Origin of the sequence: Dactylosporangium sp. NPDC051541, assembly GCF_044454505.1 — a bacterium.
GTDB lineage: Bacteria > Actinomycetota > Actinomycetes > Mycobacteriales > Micromonosporaceae > Dactylosporangium.
This window is the reverse complement of sequence record NZ_JBITDU010000005.1, coordinates 374,716-399,106: the sequence shown is the minus strand read 5'-3', so window position 1 is coordinate 399,106 and position 24,391 is coordinate 374,716. Positions and strand designations below refer to the sequence as shown.

Sequence of the window (24,391 nt, the reverse complement as noted above, 5' to 3'; positions counted from 1 at the left end):
CATCTGCTCATGTCGCACATCACGATCACGCTATCCACCGAGCTGGTCCCGGCGGTCCTCGGCGAGCCGTTCGGGCCGCACCTCGCGGTTGTGCCTGGCGTCTCCCTGGACTGCACCGGCCCGACCATGCAGGTCTTCTATCACGGCGACTGGTCGGTCACGCACGTGCCCAGCGGTCAGCCGCTGGTACAGGCGGACCGTGTCGACCTGGCCCGGACCGTGGCGGCGAGTCTCGCCGAATCCGGGATCGACTGGAGCCGCCCGTTCCTGGACCTGCGCGCCGACCGCGCGGTCCGGGACACCATGGACGCCATCTGCGCGACGCTCTTTCCCGCCGGGCGATCGGCAGCGGGATGCTGACCGTCGCGGACTACTTCTGCGGGGCCGGCGGCTCCTCAACCGGCATGGAACAGGTCCCGGGTGTGCGGGTGGTGATGGCCGCCAACCACTGGCAGCTGGCCGTGGACACCCACAACGCGAACTTCCCGCATGCCGACCACGACCGGGAGGACATCACCCGGATCGATCCCCGCCGTCACCCGCGCACCGACCTCGGCTGGTTCTCGCCGGAGTGCACGAACTGGTCGGTCGCGAAAGGTAAGCGGTGCGACTACGACGGCCGACCGGTCCAACTGGACCTGTTCGGCGACGATCCCGAGCCGCTGCCGGACGAAGCGGCGCAGCGGTCCCGGATGCTGATGCAGGACGTGCCCCGGTTCACCGAGGTCCACCGCTACCGGGCGGTGGTCGTCGAGAACGTCACCGACGTGCTCAAGTGGGAGCACCTCAGCGAGTGGCTGCGCCGGATGACCAATCTCGGCTACCGGCACCGGATCGTCATTCTCAACAGCGCTTTCGCCACGATCCTCGGCCCGGGTGCGCCGCAGCTGCGTGACCGGGTGTTCTTCGTCTTCTGGCGGGACACGTACCGGACCCCGGACTTCGGCAAGTGGACCCGGCCCCGGGCATGGTGTGCCCGCTGCGGTGACGTGGCCGGTGTCTACACGGCGAAGCCGGGACCGCGGCGCATCATGCGCTACGGCGCCCAGTACGTCTACCGCTGCCCCAACGCCACGTGCCGGGGCCGGGCGGTGCAACCGTACGCGCTGCCCGCCGCCGCCGCGATCGACTGGCGGGTTACCGGGCAGCGCATCGGCGACCGGGCCACACCGCTGAGCCCGAAGACGATGGCCCGCATCGAAGCGGGCTTGCGCCGTTACGCCCGCCCGATCACGGTCGAGGCGGCCGGGAACACCTTCGAACGGCGGCCCGGCGTGCGGACCTGGCCGGCCACCGCCCCGCTGACCGTGCAGACCACCACAGCGACGAAGGGCCTGGCCTGCCCGCCGCTGCTGGTCCCGTGTGGCGGCGGACGCAACGAGACCGTCACCACCGTCGACACACCGATGCGGGCCAGGACCACCCGTGAGATCGAAGGCGTGACCACGGTTCCGCTGGTGGTGCCGGTGGAAGGCCGTGACGGCAAGCAGGCCCGCCCGGCCGACGCCCCGCTGCGGGCGCAGACGGCCCGGGCGGAGAACGCGCTCGTGGTGCCGCTGCGCGGGCAGAACGCCAGCAAACCCGCCGGGACCGACCCGCTTGATGCGGTCACGGCCAGCGGCAATCATCACGGTCTGCTCACCCCGGAGCTGCTCTACTGCTACGACTCCGGCGACGTGCGCGAACTCGCCGTGCCCCTGCCCGTGCAGACCGCGGTGCAGGGCGACGCGGTCCTCGGCGGCGCCGTCGTGGCCGAGGACTGCACGTTCCGGATGCTCGGCGTGGACGAGATCCGCGCCGGGATGGCGTTCACCCCCGGACACATCCTGCTCGGCGGCTCCAACCGGGCCAACGTGCGGATGCTCGGCAACGCCGTCACCCCGCCAGCGGCCCGCGACCTCATCGCCGCGCTTGTCGAGGCCATCACCGGCGACCCGATCGACCTTCCGGCCTGACCAGAACCGATGACAGCCGACCTGCTCACCAGCCAGCAGACTCAGGAAACCCTGAGCCTGCTGGCCCGGTCGCATGACGTGCGGCTGCAGGCCATCGGCCGCGCCGCCCGCCCCGACTTCGAAGACTGGCTGTCCCACGTCCGCCCGGCCGCCGCCTGCGCCCGCCCGATCCGCCTGGCCGGGACGATGGAACGCATCGAGGCCGAGACCGGCCGCCTGCTGTCCCGGGAGTTCACCCGGGACCTGCCCGACGGGGTCATCTACAAGGCGTGCGGCAACCGCCGCGCTATCGTGTGCCCCGCCTGCTCAGCCCGGTACAAGCGCGACGCCTACCAGATCATCCGGGCCGGCCTGGTCGGCGGGCGCGGCGTCCCCGAGGACGTGTCCGCGCATCCGGCGGTGTTCCCGACGTTCACCGCCCCAAGCTTCGGCGAGGTCCACACCCGCCACGTCAAACGGCACACCTGCGGCGGCCGGCACCGCTGCGACTGCCGCCCCGACCCCTGCCACGCCCGCCGCGAACTCGTGCTGTGCCCGCACGGGCGGCGCCTGGTCTGCTTCGCCCGCCACGAAGTCACCGACGCGATCCTCGGGACCCCGCTGTGCCTGGACTGCTACGAATACGACGGCCAAGCCGTCTGGAACGCCTTCGCCGGGCAACTGTGGGCCCGCACGACAACCACGATCCGTAAGTTCCTGCGCCGCCGCGCCCGCGACCGTGGCATCGACTTCCCGATGGTCCAGACCGCGGACGGGACGTTCCGGGAAGTGGACCCGTTCCGGCTGTCGTTCGGCAAAGCCGCCGAGATGCAACGCCGCGCCGTGGTCCACTTCCACGCCATCATCCGCCTCGACGGCGTGGACCCCGACGATCCGGCCGCGATCGTCCCGTCGCCACCGGAGTTCACCGCCCGGGATCTGGTCGACGCGGTCGCGCACGCCGCCTACGTGACCGGCGTGCGGACCCCGCCGCACCCCGCCCGGCACAGCGGCTGGCCGATCCGCTGGGGCGAGCAACTCAAAACCAAAATCGTCACCGTCGGCGCGGACGGCCAGGTCACCGACGAACAGGTCTCCAACTACCTGGCCAAGTACGCCACCAAAGCCACCGAGGACGCCGGGTTCAGCGCCGGACGCCTCACCGCGACCAGCATCGACCTGTACGCCGACCCGGACGGCGACCACGTCGCTCGGCTCCTCGACGCCTGCTGGCGCCTCGGCATCTCCCGCTGGCCTGCTCCGGTCCAGGGCCCTCGGTGCCCCGGCCCGTGCGAGCATCGCACCTGTGCCCGGGCGTTCACCCCGCCGCTGCCCGCTCAGCCCGTCAGCGGCCCAGTGTGCGACACCGGCTGCGGCCATCTGAGTTGCCGCCTGATCCGCAACACCAGGCAGGACCCCGCCGCCGTCTTCGCCCGGCTGCGCCGCTGGGCCCACATGCTCGGATTCGGCGGGCACTTCCTGACCAAATCCCGCCGCTACTCCTTCACCTTCGCCATCCAACGCGAACGCCGGATCGTCTTCCGCCGCACCGAAACCTCCGGCCCGGCCACCGACCGGCCCGACGACACTCCGACGGTTCTGGTCGTCAACTTCCTGCAGTTCGTCGGCGCCGGATGGCACACCACCGCCGACGCCATGCTCGCCAACACCTCCGCCGCACTCGCCCGGGAACACCACGAAGCCGCCCTCGCAGACCTCGCGGCCCTGGCCGCATGAACATCGATTCCCCGTCAAGCCCGCCTTGACACCAGACCCAGCGGAAGGAAGTGCACGACATGCAACAACCGGCGGGGGCACCCGGACGCGACACAACCGCGTCAGCCCCTCTGCTGTACACGGCGGCCGAAGCAGCGCTGCAGCTGCGCTGCTCGGCCTGGTGGCTCAAGAAAGAGGCCCGGGAGGGCCGCGCCCCGCACACATTTATCGGCGGCAGCTACAAGTTCACCGCCGAGCACATCGCCGCGATCGTCCGACTGCACGAGGTCGCCGCGAGCAAGGGCCGTCCGGTCGTTGCTCCGGTGGGCCCGGTTCGCCGGACGCCTGCGCCGTCGTCGAGCCCGGCGCGGCTACTGCAGGCGCGGGCGCCTCGGCGGCCCCGGGGCGGGGCTGGCGGCGGCCGGGCTGCGGCGTGACTCGGGCAGGAGAGGAGCAGGGACGTGGGTTTCGCTGAGAAGCGCGGGGACTACTGGCGTGCGCGGTACAAGCTGTCATCGGGCAAGTACGGCACGGTCCAGGACGAGGACGGCGCGACGGTGCGGTTCCGGACGCGTCGTGCCGCTGAGCAGGCGGCCGATGCGGAAGAGGTGAAGGTCCGGGAGGGACGGCGCCGGCCTGCGGTGAACGCATCCATGCTGTTCATCGACTATGTGAACCGGTGGTATGCCGAGCAGGATCTGGCTGCGTCGACGATGCAGACGTACCGGCGGCATATCGAGGCCCACATCTTGCCGGAGTTCGGGCACCTGACGATGGCCGAGCTCGAACGTGATGGGCGGGCGGCCATCGTCGAGTGGGAGCGGGCGGGGCGTGCCGACTACGCGACCCTGACCGTGCAGGGGTGGCGCAGGGTGTTCCACGTCATCCTCGCCGATGCGGTCCGCGAGGGTCTGCTGCCGTTCAACCCGGCTTCGCGACCACGGGGCCGAGGCCGGGTCGCCGGGCGGTCGCAGGCACGGGCACCGGAGAAGACGATCACGAATGCGCTCGGGGTCGTGCTCATCGCGGAGCGGATGGCATTGCTGTCCGGGCGGGACGACGAGTTCGTGGCGACGGTCGGCATGGGGTTCTCCGGGATGCGCTTCGGCGAGACGGTCGGCCTGGAGGCGGAGTTCGTGCGGCCGGGCGCGATCCGGGTGGAGTGGCAGTTGCACGAGCTGGACGACGGGGTGTTGCTGCGTTGCCCGCCCAAGGACGACTCGTACCGCACCATCGCCGTGCCTTCGTGGCTGACCGCGCTGCTGCGCGAGCAGATCGACCGGGCCGGCCCGAAGCCCTGTTCCTGCCACGGCCGGACCTACGTGTACCGCGGGCACCGGCCGCCGCGACAGGGAGCCCGGCAGGTAGGGCCACGGCTGACGGACGTGGGACGCCGGGCCGGGGTGTCGGCGGGCACGGTGTGGAATGCGCTGCATCGGCGCGACCAGGTCGCGGACGCCACCCTGCAGCGGGTGGACGCGGCGGTGGCGGAGCTGGGCTACCTGGTGGGCAGCCTGCCGGACGGGCCGACCGCGCCGCACTGGCGCCGCAACGGGTTCGCCACGTGGCTGTTCGGGCCGGCCGTCTCGGGCTGGTATCCGGCCAAGGCTCCGTCTCCAGCACGGCCGGTGCCGGTGCTGGCCGAACCGTGGCCGGGTGTGCCGATCCGGGGGCGTAACGCCGCTAACCGGGCTGACGCCTGCTGGGTACCAGTCGCGCGGGACCTGACACCGCATGGGCTGCGCCACACCTACAAGACGCTGATGCTGGGACTCGACACGCCGCGCCCGCTGATGGACCTACACATGGGGCACGCGAAGAAGACGGTGTCGGACGCCTACGACCATGTCACGGCGGACATGGTGGCGCGGCTGCTGGAGGGCCTGACCGTACTCTGGCAGAACGCTTTGGCGGCTCGCCGAGCGATGCATCCGAGGTCACCGGTCGCGGTGCTGGACCGCTTGCTCGGTGAGGAGAGCCCGGCGTGATCACCACGACAAGATCGTCTCCCAGAATTCTCCCCGGGAGTGTCAGAGAACGACAGAAGCCGATCTCCTGTTTGCAGAAGACCGGCTCTGACCTGCGATTTCTCCGGTCGGGACAGCGGGATTCGAACCCACGACCCCTTGACCCCCAGTCAAGTGCGCTACCAAGCTGCGCTATGTCCCGGTGCACCGCGCGTTCCCGCGTGGCAGCCGCTACAGCCTAGCCTATGCCCCCGCCCCCCGGCCACGCAGTATCCCCCTCCCGCGCGGTGAGGGTCGTTACGCTCCTGGGATGCATCTTGAGCTGGTCACCATCGTGGTTGACGAGTATGACCCGGCGGTTGAGTTCTTTGTCGGGGTGCTTGGGTTTGAGCTCGTCGAGGATTCGCCCTCGACGACCAGTGTTGGGGGGCGGGCCAAGCGGTGGGTGGTGGTGCGGGCTCCTGGGGCGCGGACCGGGATTCTGCTCGCGCAGGCTGATGGGGAGCGGCAGCGGGCGGGGGTGGGGGAGCAGGCGGCTGGGCGGGTTGGGTTCTTTTTGCGGGTTGAGGACTTCGACTCCGCTTATCGGAGGCTGGTTGCGCACTCTGTGGTGATCGAAGAGTCACCGCGCGTAGAAGCTTACGGCAAGATCGTGGTCTTCCGGGATATTGCCGGGAATCGGTGGGACCTGCTCGGACCCGCTTAACAAGTCCGCAAAAGGGGCAAATCCTCGTGGCCAAGGTGGCGGGAGCGGGCCTAGTGTCCGGCCTGTGCTTGGTGTGGAGTTGTTGGAGCTTTGGCGGGCGGGGCGGGTGCAGCTGCCGGCGCTTGCGCACGTATACGACGTTGCTGTTCGAGAGCTTGAAGGTGTTGCGCATGACGATGCTGACTGGGTGACGTTGCGGCGGGAGTTGGCGGGGGTGCTTGACTCGGCCGGGCGGCAGGTGCTCGAGGCCGGTGTTGCGGTCTGCGTTGCGGTGGCTCGGTATGCCGACGCCGATCGGGTCGCCGGGGTGGAGTTCGCGCGACTGCGGGGCGATGCCAGCCGGAGTCAGTTGTGACCTACGAGATGCTCATGCGGCACGCCGAGGACATGCGGGTGGCGGCGGTTGCTGTCGCCATGGGTGGGCGGCCGGCTGGGGATCGGGCCGTCGTGGAGCGGGAGTTCGCTGACCTTCCGGCTGCGTTTCGGCCGCTGCTCGGGCTGCCCGATCCGGCCAAGTACGACCCGCGGATCGAACGGCTCGCGGGCGTCCTCAGTGGACTGTCGACCGGCGGTGGGGAGCAGCGGGCCAATCCGGGGCTGCGCGACCTCACCAACGTGTTGCGGAACTGGACCGGGGAAGCGGCCGAGCGGTTCCGGGGCGGCTTTCTCGAGCCGTGGCCAGCCTTCATTCGCAACCAGTACACCATCGGCGTCGTGCTGCGCAAAGCGCTCGAAGCGCAGCGCGAGATCTGGGAACTCGCGCGCCGGGACGCGGATCAGATCGGGGAGCAAGGGCTCAAAGCGATGCGAGCTTCCGGCGACTGTACCCGCACAGAATGGACGATCACCTTCACCGTCGTCGCCTCGGTTGCCGCTGTGGCCGCGGTGCCGATGACCGGTGGACTGGCGCTCGCGGCGGGTGGCATCGCCGGGCTGGCTCAGGTCGCGGCGGCGACCGGGCCCGCCGAAGCGCCCCAGACCACGTTCAGCGCCGACGACCCGGTGGAGGTGGCCGACCGCATCCGGGAGGCCATCACCCAGCTGCGGCAGCACATTCACGAGCGGTGGGACGCGACGGCGGCGGCGCTGCGCGCGACGACACGCACCATCCAGAATGAGCCGGAGTTGTTCGGATGGCAGTGAACGTCGACGCCACGCTCGTGGACGACACCGTCAAAGTCACCCTCCGCGGGGCGGTGAGCCAACGCGACCTCGAGGGGCTGGCCCGGACGCTGTGGGCCCGCCGGACGAAAGCGTTCCTGCGGCAGGCCGGCCTGACGCATGAGCCGCCGCCGCAAGGGTGGCGGGCCGAGGCCTACGTCAGACGACGAGCTCGGATGGTCGCATGTGGACAGTCGAGCGGTATTCGCATCCAGGTCCGAGGTATGCGCGCCTGGAACGTCACCATCATCGGACCCGTAACGGAAGCAGTCATCGAGGAGGCGGCCAATAACCTGATCCGAGACCAGCGCGAGAAAGTCGCGGCGCTCAAACGAACGATATGGCAATCGCCGGGAGACCTCGCCGCACGACGACGGGCCCAACCACGAACGGCGTCAGCGCAGGGCCACAACGCCGGACAGCGCTGAGCGGGTGGCGTTGGGCGGTGTTGGGCGGTGCTGGGTGCAGGGCTGCAACGCCGAGCGCCGTCGAGCGGGCGGCGTCGGGCGCGGGGCTGCAACGCCGAGCGCCGTCGAGCATCGGCGGCGTCGAGCGAGCGGCGTCAGGCGGGCGAGCCGCGTCGGGCGGGCGAGCCGCGTCGGGCGGGCGGCGTCGGGCGGGCGAGTGGCGTCGGGCAGGCGGCGTCGGGCGGGTGGCGGCGGCGTCCGGCGGGCGAAGTCCGGGTGCGGGGCGGCAACGTCGAGCGCCGTCGAGCGCCGGCGGGTAGACGGCGTCGGGCGCGAAGGGCACAACGCCGCGTCAGACCTCGGCCGTTGCTATGAGTGGGGAGCCGAAGACCGCCAACCGGCCCCGGCCGGCCTGTTTCGCGGTCTGCAGGGCGGCGTCGGCGTCGTGCAGCAGCTGGTCGATCTCGGCGTGGTTGCGCCAGGCCGCGATGCCGATGCCGGCCGACGGGGACAGCGGCACGCCGGCGACGTTGAGCGGGCCGGCGATCGCGGTCTGCAGGCGGGCGGCGACCAGGACCGCGTCGCCGGTCGAGCCCATGCCGTCGAGGATCACCGCGAACTCGTCGCTGCCGAGGCGGGCCGGTACGTCGGCGCCGCGGAGGGTGTCGCGGAGGCGTTGGGCGACGGCGGCCAGGAGCTGGTCGCCGACGGCGTGGCCGTAGGTGTCGTTGATCTTCTTGAAGCCGTCCAGGTCGATCAGCAGGACGGCCAGCGGGCTGCCGCGGCGGGCGCGGGCCATGGCCCGGTCGAGGTGTTCGCGCAGCAGCTGGCGGTTGGCCAGGCCGGTCAGGGTGTCGTGGAACGCCTGGTACTGCAAGGCGGCCGCCCGTTCGGCGCACGCCAGGCCCAGCGCGGACTGCGCGGCCAGCGCCGCGATCGCGGGGCGGGCCTCGTCGGCGAGCGGGCCGGCGACCAGCGTGCCGTAGAGGACGTTCGACACCCGGAGTTCGAAGCCCTGCGGGCGCAGCGCGACGACACCGGCCGGGGCCGGGCCGGTCGCGGCGGTGACCTCCCCGCCCGGGGTGATCATGGCGGCCCACGCGCCCGGGGCCCCGGTCATCAGGTCGACCGCAGCCTCGACCGCGTGCCGGCTCACGACGTTGGCGTCGGTGGTGATGCCGAGCGACGCGCCGAGCCGGGCGAAGACCCGCTCCCGGGCGACCGCGCGCTCCTGACGCCGCGTGGTTTCGGCGATCACCGCGGTGAAGAGCGCCAGTACCGGTACCCCCGGAGCCTGTCGCAGCATGTGCAACAGCGCGTCCGGCTCGGTCAGCGCGACCACGGTCGTGACGGCGGCCAGCACGGCGACGGTGTACACCAGGACCTGCGGCCACGCTCCGTACAGCCCGCGATACGCCACGAGCACGCACGTCAGCCCGAGCGTGCCGGTCCATTCGCGCACCCCGAGCCCGATGACGCCGAGCGCGACCGCCTCAAAGACAAAGGACCAGAGCGGGAAACTGCCTCGGGGGTACCGATACAGCCACCACGATCCGAGCAGCACCGCGGCACCGGCCGCCGCCAACCGGGCCGGCCCGGCCGAGCCCGCGGTGAGCACCCGCGGTAGCACCAGCATCAGGCAGAACACCCCGAACACCAGGAACAGCCAGCGGATCCGCCCGTCCAGTGCCCCGGGCACGCCGAACCGTCCGCTCATGTCAGCCCGATCGGCCGCGGAGGCGCGAAGGTGAGCAAGGTGTACTGGCCAGTGCCCAGCACGGGACGCTACCCTGTCCGCACTGCCCGCGATCAATGGGCGATACCGCTCATCTCGGCCCTGGATCGGCCGAAGGTATAGCGGCCGGATTTCCGCACGGCCGGTGGTGAAGGCGGTGATGCGGGCGGTGAGGATCAGTCGGCTCATCGCCGTGTACGCACCCCTGTTCGCGATCGCCGCCGGCTGGGCCCTGTTCCGGCTGGCCGGCTTCGAGGGGGCGCTGTTCCTGGGGTGGCTGCCGGGGGCGGCCGGGATCGCGGTCGGCGGCGTCTACCTGCTGGCCGCGGCCAACGCGCCCGGGCTCGCACCGGCCGGTCGCCGGTTCTGGCGCCTGCTGGCCGTGTCGGCGCTGCTCATCGCGCCGGCGACGGGGCCGTTCACCGAGGCCAGCCTGGGTGGGCGCAAGAGCGGCCCGCTGCTCTACGCCGCCGTCGGCCTGCTCGCCGTGGCCCTGCTGCTGGTGCTGTGGGCGCTGCTGCGGCTGCCGGCCCGGGTCCGCGGCCGCTCCGGCTGGCTGCGGCTGGGGCTCGACGCGGCCACCGTGCTCGTGTGCTCGGCGACGTTCCTGTGGCAGTTCGTGCTGCGCGGCATGGCCGGCGCGCCGCTGCCGAAGGTCCTCGGCCTGGTCGTGCTGAGCGTGCTGTGCCTGCTCGCCGTGCTGGCGGTGGTGAAACTCCTGCTGGCGGGTACCGCCGCCGTCGACTCCCGGGCCCTGTGGGCGCTCGCGCTCGTGGTCCTGATCGGCTCGGTCGGCTCCGCGCTCGTCCCCGTCCTGTCCGACCCCCGCTTCGCCGGCCTGTCCGATCTGGTCACCATGTGCGAGGCCCTGATGGTCGCGATCGCGGGCCTCCTGCAGTTCCGCCGGGCCGGTTTTGTTTCGGGGGTACTGACTGAGCGCCGTCGCCCCTATTCGGTCCTGCCATACCTCGCCGTCGCTGCGGTGAGCCTGCTCCTCGTGGCGGTCAACGTCGGCGGGGCCGGCACGCTGCCCGTCGTCGTGGGCGCGGTCGCCGCCACCGGCATCGTCGTCGCCCGGCAGCTGCTCGCCTTCCGCGACAACGACGAGCTGGTCCGCTCGCTGCGCGACACCCAGCGGCTGCTGCACGAGCAGGCCACCCACGACGCGCTCACCGGCCTGCCCAACCGGACCCTGTTCAACGAACGGCTCGGGGGTGCGGCCGGGGCGATCCTGATCGACCTGGACGACTTCAAGGCGGTCAACGACACGCTCGGCCACCCGGTCGGCGACGGCCTGCTGGTCGAGGTCGGCCGCCGGCTGCGGGCCGCAGTCCGCGAGACGGATCTGGTGGCCCGGCTCGGCGGCGACGAGTTCGCCGTCCTCACCACCGACCCGCAGCCCGGCGACGTGGTGGCGGAGCGGATCCTGGCCGAGCTGAGCGCGCCGGTGCACACGCACGGTCACGTGCTCACCGTGACCGCCAGCGTGGGGGTCGCGGCCCGGGGCGCCGGCGACGACGCGCAGGCGCTGCTCCGCCACGCCGACATCGCCATGTACGCGGCGAAGCGGCGGGGCAAGGGCACGCACGCGCAGTACACCCCGGATCTCAGTGGTTTGCTCATGACACCGGAGTCCCGTCGGGCCGATCTCCGGCGGGCGATCGCGGCGAGCCGGCCGCCGTGCACGCTCGAAGTGGGGCGGGCCGCGCTGGTGTCGCCCGGGTTTCCGGCGGAGCTGGCGGACCTGCTCGCGGCGGCCGGCCGGACACCCGACGGGCTCACGCTGGCGATCCCGGCGGCGCAGCTGGCCGACGACGGGGCGGTGCGCCGGGCCATGGACGAGCTGCGGGCGGCCGGGGTCGGGCTGGCCCTGGACCACACGGGCACGGGCACGGTCCGGCTGGACCTGCTGACCGCGCTGCCGTTCACCGCCGTGATCGTCGACCCGCTCCCGGCGGACGACGACCGGACCCGGGCCTTCGGGGAAGCCGCGGCCCAGTTCGCGCGGGATGCGGGCATCGACTACCGGGTCCGATCCGAGGCCTCGGTCCTAGAGAGCGCTCTCTAGATTTTCAGTTCCGGAACCGCCGACCTCTTGACACCAGGGCTGCTGGGGATGACGCTCGTGGTTGGAGAGCGCTCTCCCAACCCCACCCCGGTTCCCGGGCCGCCCGTTCCCGGTCTCGTGAGCCTGACACCCCGGCTGCCGGAACACAAGGCCCGTCGCCGCACCCCCGCGGAGACGGTCCCGGGCTGCCGCCATGCCCTGAATCAGGAGCAGAGATGCACACCGCCGCACCGCCAACGGCGAACCACCGCCGCCGAAATCTGATCATCGCCGCCATCGCCGCGTTCGTGGTCCTGGCGACGTACGCGATCACGACGACCCTGTCCGCCTCGGCCGCCGACACGCTGATCTCGCAGGGCAAGCCGGCCCTGTCGTCCGCCGACGAGAACGCCGGCACCCCCGCGTCCGCCGCGTTCGACGGCAACACCACCGGCACCCGCTGGTCCAGCCCGTTCACCGACCCCCAGTGGATCCGGGTCGACCTCGGCGCCAACGCCACGATCTCGCAGGTGAAGCTGTTCTGGGAGGGTGCCTACGGCAAGTCCTTCCAGATCCAGACCTCGCCCGACGGCAACACGTGGACGAACGTCTACTCGACCACGACCGGCACCGGCGGCACCCAGACGCTGAGCGTGACCGGCAGCGGGCGGTACGTGCGGATGTACGGCACGGCCCGGGGCACCGGCTACGGCTACTCGCTGTGGGAGTTCCAGGTCTTCGGCTCGTTCACCGGCACCAACCCGACCGGCGGCCCCTGCAACACCGCCACCAACGCGGCCCAGGGCAAGACGGCGACCGCCTCCAGCACCGAGAACGCCGGCACCCCGGCCTCCGCGGCCGTCGACGGCAACGGCGGGACCCGCTGGTCCAGCGCCGCGAGCGACCCGCAGTGGCTGAGCGTCGACCTCGGCTCGGTCCAGTCGATCTGCCAGGTGACCATCAACTGGGAGGCCGCCTACGGCAAGGACTTCCAGATCCAGACGTCGACCGACAACGCCGCGTGGACGACCATCAAGTCGGTCACCGGTGGCACCGGCGGCAACCAGGTCCTCAGCGGCCTCAGTGGATCCGGGCGTTACATCCGGCTGTACGGCACCGCCCGCGGTACCGGCTACGGCTACTCGGCCTGGGAGTTCATCGTGAACACCGGTGGCAGCGGCCCGACCAGCACCTCGCCGTCGCCGAGCACCAGCCCGACCCCCAGCACCAGCACCGGCCCGCAGCTGCCGGGCGGCGGTGACCTCGGCTCGAACGTCATCGTCTTCGACCCGAGCCAGTCCTCGGCCACGATCCAGGCCAAGCTGGACCAGGTCTTCACCCAGCAGGAGACCAACCAGTTCGGCACCGAGCGGTACCAGCTGCTGTTCAAGCCGGGCTCCTACAGCGGCCTGAACGCGCAGATCGGCTTCTACACGTCGATCAACGGCCTCGGCCAGAACCCGCAGGACGTGCAGATCCACGGCGACGTCACCGTCGACGCGGGCTGGTTCCAGGGCAACGCGACCCAGAACTTCTGGCGCTCGGCCGAGAACCTGTCGGTCTACCCGGTCTCCGGGGTCGACCGCTGGGCCGTCGCCCAGGCCGCGCCGTTCCGCCGCATGGACGTGCACGGCGGCATGACCCTCGCCAGCCCGAACTGCGGCTGGGCGTCGGGCGGGTACATCTCCGACTCGCGGGTCAGCGGCAACATCAACCCCTGCTCGCAGCAGCAGTGGTTCACCCGGGACTCCACCATCGGCAGCTGGAACGGCTCCGTGTGGAACATGGTGTTCTCCGGCGTGCAGGGCGCCCCGGCGCAGAGCTTCCCGAACCCGCCGTACACCACCCTGCCCACCTCCCCGGTGACCCAGGAGAAGCCGTACCTCTACGCCGACGCGTCGGGCTACCGCGTCTTCGTCCCGTCGCTGCGCACCAACAGCAGCGGTGCGACCTGGATCAACGGCCAGACCCCGGGCACGTCGCTCCCGCTCAGCCAGTTCTACGTGGCCAAGCCGGGCGTGAGCGCGGCGACGCTGAACCAGGCCGTCGCGCAGGGCCTCAACCTGCTGTTCACGCCCGGTGTGTACCACCTGGGCTCGACGGTGAACATCAACCGGGCCGGGACCGTGGTCCTGGGTCTGGGCTACGCGACGATCGTGGCCGACAACGGCGCGCTGCCGATGCAGGTCGGTGACGTCGACGGGGTCAAGATCGCGTCGCTGCTGTTCGACGCGGGCCCGACGAACTCCCCGGCGCTGCTGCAGGTCGGCCCGACCGGCGCGTCGGCGAGCCACGCGGGTGCCCCGAACCTGATCTCCGACGTGTTCCTGCGCGTCGGTGGCGCGGGCGCGGCGAAGGTCACCAACGCCCTGGTCGTGAACAACAACAACACGATCATCGACCACATCTGGGCCTGGCGGGCCGACCACGGCGCGGGAGCGGGCTGGACGTCCAACCCCTCCGACACCGGGCTCATCGTCAACGGCCAGAACGTGACCGCGTACGGCCTGTTCGTCGAGCACTTCGAGAAGTACAACGTGATCTGGAACGGCAACGGCGGCAAGACCATCTTCTTCCAGAACGAACTGCCCTACGACCCGCCGTCGGCCGCCGCCTGGTCCCACGACGGGATCACCGGCTACGCCGCCTACAAGGTCGCCAACAATGTCACCTCGCACGAGGCGTGGGGCATGGGCAGCTACTGCGTCTTCACCAGCGACGAATCCATCGCCGCCTACCACTCGTACGAGACGCCGGTCAACGCCAACGTCAAGTTCCACAACATCCTGACCGTCTCGCTGGGCAAGGGCTCCATCACCCACGTCATCAACGACACCGGTGATGCCGCGCTGCCGAGCGCGGTCGTCCCGCACAACGTGATCAACTTCCCGTAAGACCGTCGATGTGGAGCGGGCCGTCCTCCGGGGCGGTCCGCTTCGCTATGGCACCAGGTGGATGCGCACCTTGCGGGCGGCGACCGCGGCCTCCTCGAGGACGACCAGCCGGGGCTCGGCCACCTCGAGCAGCCGCTCGTGGCGCAGGGCGGCCAGCGGCGCGAGCCGGCGGTCCTCCAGGATCGCCTCGACCGTCCCGCGGTCGCCGCCGCAGACGAGCGCGGCCAGGGTGGAAGCCTCGGGCAGCAGGACCCGTTCGGCGATGTCGGCGGCCTTGGCGGCGACCTGATCGGCCTGGTTGTCGCGGCGGCGGGCGTAGCGCTGCTGCGACCAGCCACCGGCGGCGGTGCGGCCGTGCACGTGGAAGCGTTCGACCTTGGAGGACGTTATGGCGGTACCGTCGGCGATTCCCGCTGCCATCGCGCCCTTGCGCGCGAGGAGGAGCCCGATCCGGGGCGGGGTGGCGATGCCGGTCAGCAGCGCGTCGATGTCCGCGACCGCGCCGAGGCCCGGCGGCGGGTGCAGGGTCGCCGTGTCACCGTTGTTGAGCCCGGTGAGCACCAGCCCGGACTCATCGGCGCCCTGATGGCGCCCGTAGAAGCCGTCGAGCCAGCCGCGCAGCCGCTCCGGCGAGATCTCCACCCAGCGGCCACCGCCGGCGGCTGGTTTGGCCGTCACCATGCCTACAAATCTGCCACAGGCTCCGCGCGGACCAGCAGCACCCGCAGCTCCAGGCCCTTCATCAGCCAGGACGCCCCGAAACCGGCGACGGCCAGGGTCTCGCCGATGAGCAGCGAGTAGTCCGCCAGCCAGCCGGTGAGCTCGGTGACGACGATGAACACGACCGCCACCCCGATGACCGCCGCGCACGCGAAGTGGAACCGCCGCCAGAACGCGGGTGAGCGCCGCCCCCGCAGCTGTGTCCGGTTGCCTTCCCGGACCCCGAAGTAGAAGCTGATGACCCCGAGGCCCGCGATGAAGACCGCCGCGCAGGTGTAGTGCACGATCGCCACCGGCGTCTCACCCAGCCGCTCCTGCAGCGGGGTGAGCGGCAGCGCCGACCCTTCGGGCCGGTCGGTGCAGAACAGCGCGACCCCGAGCGCGGCGACCCCGGCGACGTTGCTGAGCAGGTTGTCCAGGTTGTGCTCGAACGCCTTGTAGGTGACCAGGAACAGCCCGGTGACACACATGGCCCCGACGAACACGTCCCGCAGCCCGGTGTAGAAGTACTCGCTGAGCGACCCCCTGACCGGGCCGCCTTCCAGCAGCGCGTCCCCGCCCACCAGCAGGACCGGCAGGGCCAGCCCGATGAACCCGATGACGGCCCGCATGAGCAGGTAGGAGCGCAGGTAGAGCACGCCCGCGTCGGGGTGCTCCAGCCGCTCGGCGCTCGGCCGCGGTGGCCCTTCAGTCTGCGGATCCAGGTAACCCACGGGACTCATGATGCGGCACGGACATCGCCCGGGCGTAGTACGTGACCTCAGCGACATGGTGGACGACCTCCCGCAGCGTCCACGTCCCGGGATCGGGCCGCTCGTCCAGCACCTCGGCCGCCGTCCGGGCGAGGGTGGCCCGGTAGGCGATCGCCAGCCTGGTCAGCCGGCTGGTCGCCTCGTCCAGGTCGGTCTCGGTGAACCGCGCGAAGTCGGCGTGCGTCGTGACCGCCCGCCCGTGCCAGTGGTCGGGCAGCGGCGCGATCCCGGCCAACCGGCACTCGATCTCGGCGAGGTGGTCGACGAGGTGATCGGCGACCCGCCGAAGCGCCTTGTGCGGCGTCCACGCGTTCCCGTCGAAGCGGACCGGCCGCCCGTCCCACCCCAGCCACCCCGCCGCCAGGCCCAGCACCTCCTGGACGGCGGTGTCGATCAGCGTGGTGACATCGGCGTCGGTGACATCCGGATACTCCATGCCGCGACGCTAACGGCGTGACCGTTCGGCCCCGGCCGAACCTTCCGCCGCCTCCTCTGCGTGCTCCTCCACGGGCTCCGCCGCCGGATCGCCGTCGCCGCCCGGGCCGGGCAGCGTCTGGACGATGAGCACGTCGCAGGAGGCGGCCTTGACGATGTCGCCGGTCACCGAGCCGAGCAGGGTCCCGGCGACCGCTCCCATACCGCGGTTGCCGACCACGATCAGGTCGGCCCGGTGCAGGTCGGCGGCGTCGACGATGGCATGGGCCGGGTCACCCGGGAGGACCAGCCCCTCGGCCAGCCGGACCCGGGCCGTGTTGACGCGCTCCCTGGTTTCGGCGAGCACCTGCCGCCCGTGCTCCTCACCGCGGACCTGACCGGCCCGGGTGTCACCCGGCGCCGTCAGCGCCAGGCTGGCTTCCTGGCGGGCGGTCATGGGGTTGTAGACGGTCGCGATGATCAGCTCGGCCTCGGACGCGGCCGCGACCTCGGCGGCCCGGTCCACCGCGCGCAGCGCCGACGGTGAGCCGTCCGAGCCGACCAGCACCCGGCCATAGCCCATGATCTGGCGGAAGGTCAGCGGCACCACCGGGGACTGCCGCTTCGGAGGCCGGATCCAGGTCATGGCCACGGCCGCGAGCAGGAAGAGCGCGCCCGAGAACATCAGGGCGTTGCGCGGCTCGTCGCCCAGGAGGTGCTTGAAGATCCAGCCGAACGTCACCGTCTGGATGATCATCGGGACCACGATCATCATGTTGACGATGCCCATGTAGACGCCGTAGCGCTCCTTGGGCACCATCGAGACCACCATGATGTAGGGCACCCCCATCATGGAGGCCCAGGCGATACCCAGCCCGATCATGGGCAGGATCAGCAGCCACTGGCTGCCGATGTGGGGGAAGACGAACATGGCCGCCGCGGCGAGCCCCAGGGCGAGGGTGTGCACCCACTTCGCGCCGTACTTGCGGGCCAGTCCGACCAGCAGGAACGCGGTGGAGAAGGTGACGATGTTGTACAGCCCGTTGGCGAGGCCGTTGACCCCGACCGCCTGGGCGTAGAGCGCCTTGTCGTCCTCGGTGGCCCCGAAGATGCTGCGGACCAGGCTGAGCGAGGCGAACTGCCAGTAGATCACGATGGCGTACCACTGGAACATGTACACCAGCCCCAGCTTGTGCAGCGAGGCCGGCATCGCCCGCACGGCCGCGACGATGTCGCCGATCGCGTTGCCGTGCTCCCGCTTCTGCCGCAGCTGCTCGAGCTCGGCCGGCGTCGGCGGATTCTCCTTGGTGCTCAACGTCGTCACCAGGATGGAGCCGATCGAGCAGACCGCGCCGAGCCAGAACGAGATGAACACCCAGTATGGGATGCCGGCGTCGGTGGACCCCGACAAGAGCTTCTGGAACACCCACAGCGACAGGTTCGCCAGGGTGATGCCGAAACCGGTGAAGAAGGACTGCGTCAGGAAACCCTTGGCCAGCTGCGAGTCGGGCAGCTTGTCGGCCAGGAACGCCCGGTAGGGCTCCATCGCGGTGTTGTTGCTGGCGTCCAGCAGCCACAGCAGCAGCACCGCCATCCACAGGGCGGCGGCCATCGGGAAGAGGAACAGGCACACCGCGCAGCCGATGGCACCGAGGAGGAAGAACGGCCGCCGTCGGCCCCATCGCGGGCTCCAGGTGCGATCGCTCAGCGCCCCGATCAACGGCTGGATCAGCAGCCCGGTGATCGGACCGGCCAGGTTCAGGATCGGCAACTCGTCCGGGCTCGCGCCGATGAAGGTGAAGACCGGGTTCACCGCCGTCTGCTGCATCCCGAAGCTGTATTGAATGCCGAAGAACCCGGCGTTCATCAACAGGATCGCTTTGCTGGTCATCAATGGCTTGCGCGCGTGCTGGGCTTCCGCCGGGCGTTCCGCGATCGCTGTCATGGCAGCCTCCACTGCAGCGTGGGGCACCGCTTTCCGGCCTCGCACGGCGGCGGAAGCGGGCGTGTGGCTGACGGTACTCACGCTGGAAAGGCTGTCAATAGTGCCAATTACCGGGCATTTTGCCGATAGCGCTTCCGGAAACGCTTCCGCCACTGTTCCGTGCGAAGTACTACGTTCGCACCATGCCATCAGCACTGCCGACGATCTCGGATGTGGCGCAGCGGGCGGGCGTGGGAATCGCGACCGTGTCGCGCGTGCTGAACGGCGGTCAGGTCCGGCCGCAGACCCGGACCCGGGTGCTGGCGGCGATCGAGGAGCTCGGCTACCGGCCCGCCGACAACGCACGGTCGCTGGCCCGCGGCCGCCGGGAGACGCTCGGCGTGATCGTGCCGTTCTTCACCCACCCCTCGGCCGTGCAGCGGCTGCGGGGCGTGCTCGAGGTGATGGGCGACGATCCGATCCAGGTGGTCGCGTTCAACGTCGCCACCGTGGAGCAGCGCGACCGCCAGCTGAACCAGCTGCGAATGCTGGAACGCACCGCCGGCGTGATCATCGTCAATCTCTGGCCGAGCGACGACGACGTCGCGGCCCTCCACCGCGCCGGCATCGCGGCCGTCCTGCTCGACGCCGAACACCCCGACCTGACCCGCATCACCGTCGACGACGTGCACGGCGGCGAACTCGCCACCGACCACCTGCTGAGCCTCGGCCACACCCGCATCGCGTTCATCGGCGACGAATGGCCGGCCGGCTACGGATTCCGCTCGTCCGATCGCCGCCACCAGGGCTACGAACGCGCCCTGCACCGGGCCGGCGTGGCGGTCCGGGCCGAGTACCTCCGGCAGGGCCCACACGGCCGCGACACCGCCCACCGCCTGACCCGCGAACTGCTGGCGCGGCCCGAGCCGCCGACAGCGATATTCGCGGCCTCCGACACCCAGGCGCTGGGCGTGCTGGAGGCGGTCGCCGCAGCCGGACTCCGGGTGCCGCAGGACGTCTCGGTGATCGGCTTCGACGACCTCGAAATCGCCCCGTACGTTGGTCTCACGACGATCCGCCAGCCCCTCGAACACAGCGGCCGCCGCGCCACCGAACTCCTGATGCGCTCCCTGCGGACCGGCCACGACCCGATCGAGGAACGCCTGCCGCTCGAACTGATCGTCCGCCACACCACACAACGGCTCCGCGCGGGCTCGATCGGCCGGTGATCAGGGCTCAGCGTGTGGGGTTGTGTTGTCGGTGCGGAGGATGGGGCAGTGGTGGGTGCCGGGGCGGCTGCGGCCGTGATCCTTGCCGGGCGCTGAGAGCATCGCAGGGGGTGCAGGGGGCGGGAGCCCCCTGCCCGGGGCGGGAGCGAAGCGGCTCCGGAATCCTTGGAATCTTGGGTTTGGTTCATAAAAGCCTCGGTTTTGCCGATCTCGGCGGCGTGGAGAGGGTGGCGCCCTGGCGACCGACGCGGCTGCTGATCGCGGCCTCGGTTCTGGCGCTGCTGGCCGAGGGGTGGTTCGCGGTCGGGTTGGTGCGGCCGACGCCGGCGGCGGTCAGTTGGATCGCGGTGCCGTGTGCGGTCGGGTTCGGGATCGCCGGCTGCCTGCGGGCCGCGGCGGCGCCCGGGATCGCACCGGGGGCGGCGCGGTTCTGGCGGCATGTCGCGCTCGCGATGGCGTTCATCGGGCTCGGTGCGCTCAGCAACGGGGTCGACATGATGCGCGGGATCGCTCGCACCGGGCATGTCGGGTCGTTGACCGCCGGCATCTACGTGGGCGGCCTGGTGGTGCTGCTGTGGGCGATGTTCCGTATTCCCGGCGCCCAGCGGACCCGCGGCGAGTGGCTGCGCTTCGGGCTGGACTGCGGGACCGTGCTGGTCACCGTGGCCACGTTCGCCTGGCACTTCCTGCTCAGCGACTGGCAGACGTGGTCCGGCGGCAACGTCACCGGCGTGCGGGCCGTGGTGGCGCTGCTCGGGTGCGTCGCCGTGTGCGTGTTCGCGTTCGTGAAGATCGCGTTCACCGGCACCGGGCCGCTGGATCGGCGGGCGCTGTATCTGCTCGCCTCGGCCGGCGCCGTCGGCGGCCTCGGCGGGGCCCTCGCGCCGCTGCTCGGGCCGCGGCCCTACCTCAACGGTACCCCGATCCTCCTGCCCATCACCTGCCTCGTGCTGACGATCGCGGCCGACCGGCAGCGCCGCGCCGCCCGGGTCGTCCCGCCGACGCCGCGGCAGCGTGAGCGGCCCGGGTTCGTCTCCTACGCGGCCGTCTCCGCCACCTGCGTGCTGCTGCTCACCGACGCCTGGACCCACGGCGCGGACATCCTCGGCGTCGCCATCGGCGCCGTCGTGCAGGTGCTGCTGGTGGCCGCCCGCCAGGTCACCGCCCTGCGCGACAACGCCGGGCTGGTGCGCTCCCTCGCGTGGCAGGCCGGGCACGACTCGCTCACCAGCCTGGCCAACCGGCGGCTGCTCACCCAGCACATCGCCGACGTCCTGGGGCTGGGGGAGCGGGTCGCGGTCGCGCTGGTCGACATCGACGACTTCAAGGCCATCAACGACGACCTCGGCCACACCACCGGCGACGCGCTGCTGCGCGCGGCCGCGGCCCGGCTCGACGAGCTGCACCGGGGCACCTTCGTGGCCCGCCTCGGTGGCGACGAGTATGCCCTGGTCTTCCCGGCCGATGGCGAGGCCGGCGCCCTGCGCGTCGTGGGTGCCGTCGCCGCCGGCCTGCGCCGCCCCCTCGACGCGGCCGGGCACGCGCTCGTCGTGGAAGCGAGCATAGGAGTGGCGGTCGGCGGACCCGATGCGACCGCCGACGAGCTGCTGCGCCGGGCCGACGTGGCCATGTACGCGGCGAAGGTCCAGGGCAAGGGCCGCCAGGTCGCCTACGACCCGGCGATGGACCAGCGCGGCGCCGAGCAGGCCCGGGTCGCGGCCGAGCTGCGCACCGCCCTCGATCAGGGGCAGCTGCGCGTGTTCTACCAGCCGATCGTGCGCCTCGACGACGGCGGCCCGGTCGGGGTGGAGGCCCTCGTACGGTGGGAGCACCCCGAGCGCGGCATGATCCGGCCCGACCTGTTCATCCCGGCCGCCGAACGCACCGGGCTCATCGTGCCGGTCGGGCAGTGGGTGCTGACCGAGGCGCTGCGGCAGGCCGCGCGGTGGCGGCGGGAGCTGGGGCCGGAGGCGCTGCGGTACGTCTCCGTCAACGTCTCCCCGCGCCAGCTGCGCGAGACCGGGTTCGCCGCGACGCTGCACGACGAGCTGCGGGCCGCCCGCCTGCCACCGGACTGCCTCATGGTCGAGGTGACGGAGACGGCGGTCTTCGACGGCGGCTCCGCCCTGGACGAGCTGCACGCGGTGAAGGCCCTCGGGGTGCAGGTCGCCCTCGACGACTTCGGCACCGGCCACTCGTCGCTGGGGCTGCTGCGCACCTGCCCGGTCGACGTGCTCAAGGTGGACAAGTCCTTCGTGGACAACGTGACCGACGCCGGTGAGCGCTCGGTCATCGCCGAGGCCCTGATCGGGATCGCCGACGGGCTGCGGCTGCGCGCGGTGGCCGAGGGGGTCGAGACCGAGGAGCAGGCGGCGGCGCTGCGGCGGCTGGGGTACCAGTACGCGCAGGGTTACCACTACGGCCGCCCGGTACCGGCGGCCGAGCTCACGACCCTGCGCCGGGCCGCCCAGCCGGTCGGGCGGCCCTGACGCGGGGTCCCACGGCCTCCGTCACTCCATGCGCATGATGGTGGTGCCGTCGATCTCGGACTTGAGCTCCTTGAGCCCGCTGGGCGTCGGCCCGGAGATCTTCGCGCCGTCGGCCGGGTTGAACTTGGAGGCGTGCGCCGGGCACAGCACCACACCGTTCTCCGGCGCCTTGACGAGCACGCCCTTGTGCGGGCAGGCGGCGTCGAACACCTTGAAAGTTCCACTCACCGGCTGCACGATGAGCACCCCGTTCTGCACGACCCCGCCGCCGACCGGCACCTCGCCGGTCTGGCCGACCGGGCCGGTCCTGGCGCTCGCGCCCGTGCTCGCGCCGGCGTTCGCGCCCGTGCTCGCGGGCGGCTTCCCGGCCGCCTGCTCGGCCGGGGGCGCGGCGGGTGTGTTCGCGGTGGCGCCGTCATCGCCGCAGGCGGCCAGGAGCGAGACGGCTCCCAGTCCGCCGATCCCGGCGAGCAGGGCCCGCCGGTGGGCGCAGAGCGCCGGTTGCACGCGGTCTTCGGTCATTGCCACGATGTCCCTTCGGTGTGCGGGCAGGGCACAGCCCGCCACCGCTCTGTGGCGCGCTTTTGTTGAGGGCTTGGCAAGACTACATAGACATATGGAAGATTATCTAGACATTCGCTCCGGTGAACTGCCGCGGAGCGCGCTTTGCGCACCGCCTCGCGAAAGTTGCAGATCCGCGGAGTAGAAACGAGGGGTGACGACCTGGCGGATCCTGCTGGCCGACGACCATCTCGTCGTACGGGCCGGTCTGCGGGCACTGCTCGCCGCCGATCCGCGCTGCCACGTCGAAGGCGAGGCGGCCGGACTCGCCGAGCTGCGGGCGGTGGCGCACCGGCTCCGGCCCGACCTCATCGTCCTCGACCTGAGCTTCGGGGCCGACAGCGCGCTACCGGTGCTGCCCGAGCTGCTCGCGGCCGACCCGCCGCCGCGGATCGTGGTGCTCACCATGCACGACGACGTGTCGTTCGCGCGTGAGGCGTTCGCCGGGGGCGTGCACGGATACGTGCTGAAGGAGGCCGCGGCCGACGAGCTGCTGCGCGCGGTCGAGACCGTGATGCACGGGTCGGTGTACGTCGACGCGGAGCTCGGGGCGCGGCTCGCCCGCAGCCGGCCGGGGCCCGCCGACTCGCTCAGCCCGCGGGAGCGCGACGTGCTCGCGCTGCTCGCCGCCGGGCACACCAACGCCGAGGTCGCGCAGCGGCTGGCGGTCAGCCTGCGCACCGTGGAGACGCACCGGGCCAGCCTGCGGGCCCGGCTCGGCCTCGGCAGCCGGGCCGAGCTGGTCGCGGCCGCGCACCGGATGGGGCTGCTGCCGTGACCCGGGTGGCCGCCCTCACCGCGGTCGGTGTGGTGCTGCTCGGCACCGCGATCGTGCTGGAGCTCGGCGGGCTCGCGCCGCGGGCCGAGCTGTGGGCCGGTGCGGCCGCCGGCGGGGCGTTCCTCCTCGCCCTGGCGGTCAGCCCGCGCCGGTCGGCGGTGCGGGCCCGGCTGCTGGTGGCGGCCGGGATCGCGGCGCTCATCGCGGTCGCCGCGCTGTGGCAGGGCCGCCGGCGGCCCGCCCCGGAGGTACTGCTGCTGCTCATCCCGGTCGCGCTGCTGTTCGCGACGGCCGGGCTGGCGCTGCGGGAGGCGGCCCTGGAGCGGCGGCGGGCGCGGCTGCGGGAGGCCGGGTCGCGGCTCGACGGGGCCGAGGCCGAGCGCCGGCGGTGGGCCCGGGAGCTGCACGACGACACGCTGCAGGAGCTCGCCGCGGTGCAGGTGCTGCTGGCGGCGGCCGGTGGCGGCCCGGCGGTCGGGGAGGCCCGGGAGATCGTCGGGCGGCAGATCCAGTCGCTGCGCCGGCTCATCGCCCAGATGCGGCCCCTCGCGCTGGACGCGCTCGGGCTGGCGGCCGCCCTCGAGGACCTGGCCCGCAACGCCCGGGACCGCGACGGGGTCGACGTCGAGGTGGCGGTCGACGGGCTGCCGCGGCTGCCGCCGGGCGCGGAGACGGCCGTGTACCGGATCGTCCAGGAGGCGCTGACCAACGCGGTCCGGCACGCCGGGGGCGGCCGGGTGCGCATCGAGGCCGCGGCGCACGGGGGCGGCGTGCGGGTGCTGGTGCGCGACGACGGCCCGGGGGAGCCCGCGGGCGGGTTCGCGGCCGGGCACGGCCTGCTCGGCATGCGGGAGCGGGCCGAGCTGCTCGGCGCTGAGCTCTTCGTGGGTGCGGACGATGCCGGGGGTACTGTGGTGCGCCTGGATCTGCCGCCTCAGCTGACGTAGTCCTCCAGGG

At 71.8% G+C, this 24,391-nt stretch carries 20 protein-coding genes and 1 tRNA gene; 14 read left to right on the top strand and 7 right to left on the bottom strand.

Going from position 1 to position 24,391, the window contains the following annotated elements:
- Positions 1-9 precede the first annotated feature (9 nt).
- From ACIA8L_RS25595 to ACIA8L_RS25580, 4 genes are all read left to right on the top strand, one after another.
- The gene (locus tag ACIA8L_RS25595) at positions 10-360 is read left to right on the top strand and encodes a hypothetical protein (protein WP_395908768.1); all 351 of its coding nucleotides are present in this window, start codon (positions 10-12) and stop codon (positions 358-360) included.
- Positions 354-1,955, top strand: coding sequence for a DNA cytosine methyltransferase (locus ACIA8L_RS25590; RefSeq protein WP_395908766.1), 1,602 nt, complete (start codon positions 354-356; stop codon positions 1,953-1,955). Before ACIA8L_RS25595 ends, ACIA8L_RS25590 begins: the two co-directional genes overlap by 7 nt.
- A gap of 9 nt (positions 1,956-1,964) precedes the next feature.
- On the top strand, positions 1,965-3,671 hold the full coding sequence (locus ACIA8L_RS25585; protein WP_395908764.1) for a replication initiator: 1,707 nt from the start codon (positions 1,965-1,967) through the stop codon (positions 3,669-3,671).
- Positions 3,672-4,111: 440 nt separating this feature from the next.
- Positions 4,112-5,638 (top strand): LacI family DNA-binding transcriptional regulator, encoded by a 1,527-nt coding sequence (locus ACIA8L_RS25580; protein WP_395908762.1) that lies wholly within the window; start codon positions 4,112-4,114, stop codon positions 5,636-5,638.
- Positions 5,639-5,745: 107 nt separating this feature from the next.
- On the opposite strand, the gene ACIA8L_RS25575 is transcribed toward ACIA8L_RS25580, so the two are convergent.
- Positions 5,746-5,819: transfer RNA gene (locus tag ACIA8L_RS25575), tRNA-Pro, on the bottom strand.
- A gap of 108 nt (positions 5,820-5,927) precedes the next feature.
- Here ACIA8L_RS25575 and ACIA8L_RS25570 point away from each other — a divergent pair.
- The 4 genes from ACIA8L_RS25570 to ACIA8L_RS25555 all read left to right on the top strand — a co-directional run bounded on the left by ACIA8L_RS25570 (position 5,928) and on the right by ACIA8L_RS25555 (position 7,912).
- The gene (locus ACIA8L_RS25570; protein ID WP_395908761.1) at positions 5,928-6,323 is read left to right on the top strand and encodes a VOC family protein; all 396 of its coding nucleotides are present in this window, start codon (positions 5,928-5,930) and stop codon (positions 6,321-6,323) included.
- Positions 6,324-6,387: 64 nt separating this feature from the next.
- Positions 6,388-6,678 carry a hypothetical protein gene (locus ACIA8L_RS25565; protein ID WP_395908759.1) on the top strand — a complete coding sequence of 97 codons (291 nt, stop codon included), beginning with the start codon at positions 6,388-6,390 and terminating at the stop codon, positions 6,676-6,678.
- Positions 6,675-7,466, top strand: coding sequence for a hypothetical protein (locus ACIA8L_RS25560; RefSeq protein WP_395908757.1), 792 nt, complete (start codon positions 6,675-6,677; stop codon positions 7,464-7,466). Before ACIA8L_RS25565 ends, ACIA8L_RS25560 begins: the two co-directional genes overlap by 4 nt.
- Complete coding sequence (locus ACIA8L_RS25555; protein ID WP_395908755.1) at positions 7,457-7,912, top strand: hypothetical protein; 456 nt, start codon at positions 7,457-7,459, stop codon at positions 7,910-7,912. Before ACIA8L_RS25560 ends, ACIA8L_RS25555 begins: the two co-directional genes overlap by 10 nt.
- A 331-nt stretch (positions 7,913-8,243) precedes the next feature.
- On the opposite strand, the gene ACIA8L_RS25550 is transcribed toward ACIA8L_RS25555, so the two are convergent.
- A complete protein-coding gene (locus tag ACIA8L_RS25550) occupies positions 8,244-9,608 on the bottom strand; it encodes a diguanylate cyclase domain-containing protein (RefSeq protein WP_395908753.1) in 1,365 nt (454 codons plus the stop codon).
- Between the two features lie 187 nt (positions 9,609-9,795).
- Between ACIA8L_RS25550 and ACIA8L_RS25545 the strand changes: the two genes are divergently transcribed.
- Together ACIA8L_RS25545 and ACIA8L_RS25540 are read left to right on the top strand one after the other, a co-directional pair.
- Complete coding sequence (locus ACIA8L_RS25545; protein WP_395908751.1) at positions 9,796-11,694, top strand: diguanylate cyclase domain-containing protein; 1,899 nt, start codon at positions 9,796-9,798, stop codon at positions 11,692-11,694.
- 215 nt (positions 11,695-11,909) lie between these two features.
- Positions 11,910-14,567 (top strand): discoidin domain-containing protein, encoded by a 2,658-nt coding sequence (locus ACIA8L_RS25540; protein WP_395908749.1) that lies wholly within the window; start codon positions 11,910-11,912, stop codon positions 14,565-14,567.
- A 45-nt stretch (positions 14,568-14,612) separates the two neighbouring features.
- Here the strand turns inward: ACIA8L_RS25540 and ACIA8L_RS25535 are convergent, their stop codons facing one another.
- From ACIA8L_RS25535 to ACIA8L_RS25520, 4 genes are read right to left on the bottom strand one after another with little or no spacing between them, the layout of a single operon-like run.
- On the bottom strand, positions 14,613-15,248 hold the full coding sequence (locus ACIA8L_RS25535) for an acVLRF1 family peptidyl-tRNA hydrolase (protein ID WP_395908747.1): 636 nt from the start codon (positions 15,246-15,248) through the stop codon (positions 14,613-14,615).
- A gap of 2 nt (positions 15,249-15,250) precedes the next feature.
- On the bottom strand, positions 15,251-16,000 hold the full coding sequence (locus ACIA8L_RS25530) for a hypothetical protein (protein ID WP_395908745.1): 750 nt from the start codon (positions 15,998-16,000) through the stop codon (positions 15,251-15,253).
- Positions 15,975-16,475, bottom strand: a complete 501-nt coding sequence (locus ACIA8L_RS25525; RefSeq protein ID WP_395908743.1) for a hypothetical protein — start codon at positions 16,473-16,475, stop codon at positions 15,975-15,977. Before ACIA8L_RS25525 ends, ACIA8L_RS25530 begins: the two co-directional genes overlap by 26 nt.
- 9 nt (positions 16,476-16,484) lie before the next feature.
- The gene (locus tag ACIA8L_RS25520) at positions 16,485-18,398 is read right to left on the bottom strand and encodes an MFS transporter (protein ID WP_395908741.1); all 1,914 of its coding nucleotides are present in this window, start codon (positions 18,396-18,398) and stop codon (positions 16,485-16,487) included.
- 182 nt (positions 18,399-18,580) lie between these two features.
- Here ACIA8L_RS25520 and ACIA8L_RS25515 point away from each other — a divergent pair, with 182 nt between their 5' ends.
- Both ACIA8L_RS25515 and ACIA8L_RS25510 read left to right on the top strand, forming a co-directional pair.
- Positions 18,581-19,606, top strand: coding sequence for a LacI family DNA-binding transcriptional regulator (locus ACIA8L_RS25515; protein WP_395908739.1), 1,026 nt, complete (start codon positions 18,581-18,583; stop codon positions 19,604-19,606).
- Between the two features lie 227 nt (positions 19,607-19,833).
- The gene (locus ACIA8L_RS25510; RefSeq protein ID WP_395908737.1) at positions 19,834-22,095 is read left to right on the top strand and encodes a putative bifunctional diguanylate cyclase/phosphodiesterase; all 2,262 of its coding nucleotides are present in this window, start codon (positions 19,834-19,836) and stop codon (positions 22,093-22,095) included.
- 21 nt (positions 22,096-22,116) lie between these two features.
- Here the strand turns inward: ACIA8L_RS25510 and ACIA8L_RS25505 are convergent, their stop codons facing one another.
- Complete coding sequence (locus tag ACIA8L_RS25505; protein WP_395908735.1) at positions 22,117-22,617, bottom strand: Rieske (2Fe-2S) protein; 501 nt, start codon at positions 22,615-22,617, stop codon at positions 22,117-22,119.
- A 193-nt stretch (positions 22,618-22,810) separates the two neighbouring features.
- Here ACIA8L_RS25505 and ACIA8L_RS25500 point away from each other — a divergent pair, with 193 nt between their 5' ends.
- Positions 22,811-23,434, top strand: a complete 624-nt coding sequence (locus ACIA8L_RS25500; protein WP_395908734.1) for a LuxR C-terminal-related transcriptional regulator — start codon at positions 22,811-22,813, stop codon at positions 23,432-23,434.
- Positions 23,431-24,381, top strand: coding sequence for a sensor histidine kinase (locus ACIA8L_RS25495; RefSeq protein ID WP_395908732.1), 951 nt, complete (start codon positions 23,431-23,433; stop codon positions 24,379-24,381). The genes ACIA8L_RS25500 and ACIA8L_RS25495 overlap by 4 nt, the downstream gene beginning before the upstream one ends.
- Positions 24,382-24,391 lie beyond the last annotated feature (10 nt).

Bases quoted from the DNA above. Each gene is read 5' to 3' on its own strand.
- ACIA8L_RS25550 (WP_395908753.1), bottom strand. From the start codon at position 9,608: ATGAGCGGACGGTTCGGCGTGCCCGGGGCACTGGACGGGCGGATCCGC.
- ACIA8L_RS25520 (WP_395908741.1), bottom strand. From the start codon at position 18,398: ATGACAGCGATCGCGGAACGCCCGGCGGAAGCCCAGCACGCGCGCAAG.
- ACIA8L_RS25535 (WP_395908747.1), bottom strand. From the start codon at position 15,248: ATGGTGACGGCCAAACCAGCCGCCGGCGGTGGCCGCTGGGTGGAGATC.
- ACIA8L_RS25525 (WP_395908743.1), bottom strand. From the start codon at position 16,475: ATGGAGTATCCGGATGTCACCGACGCCGATGTCACCACGCTGATCGAC.
- ACIA8L_RS25570 (WP_395908761.1), top strand. From the start codon at position 5,928: ATGCATCTTGAGCTGGTCACCATCGTGGTTGACGAGTATGACCCGGCG.
- ACIA8L_RS25555 (WP_395908755.1), top strand. From the start codon at position 7,457: ATGGCAGTGAACGTCGACGCCACGCTCGTGGACGACACCGTCAAAGTC.
- ACIA8L_RS25505 (WP_395908735.1), bottom strand. From the start codon at position 22,617: ATGACCGAAGACCGCGTGCAACCGGCGCTCTGCGCCCACCGGCGGGCC.
- ACIA8L_RS25515 (WP_395908739.1), top strand. From the start codon at position 18,581: ATGCCATCAGCACTGCCGACGATCTCGGATGTGGCGCAGCGGGCGGGC.
- ACIA8L_RS25595 (WP_395908768.1), top strand. From the start codon at position 10: ATGTCGCACATCACGATCACGCTATCCACCGAGCTGGTCCCGGCGGTC.
- ACIA8L_RS25590 (WP_395908766.1), top strand. From the start codon at position 354: ATGCTGACCGTCGCGGACTACTTCTGCGGGGCCGGCGGCTCCTCAACC.
- ACIA8L_RS25540 (WP_395908749.1), top strand. From the start codon at position 11,910: ATGCACACCGCCGCACCGCCAACGGCGAACCACCGCCGCCGAAATCTG.
- ACIA8L_RS25585 (WP_395908764.1), top strand. From the start codon at position 1,965: ATGACAGCCGACCTGCTCACCAGCCAGCAGACTCAGGAAACCCTGAGC.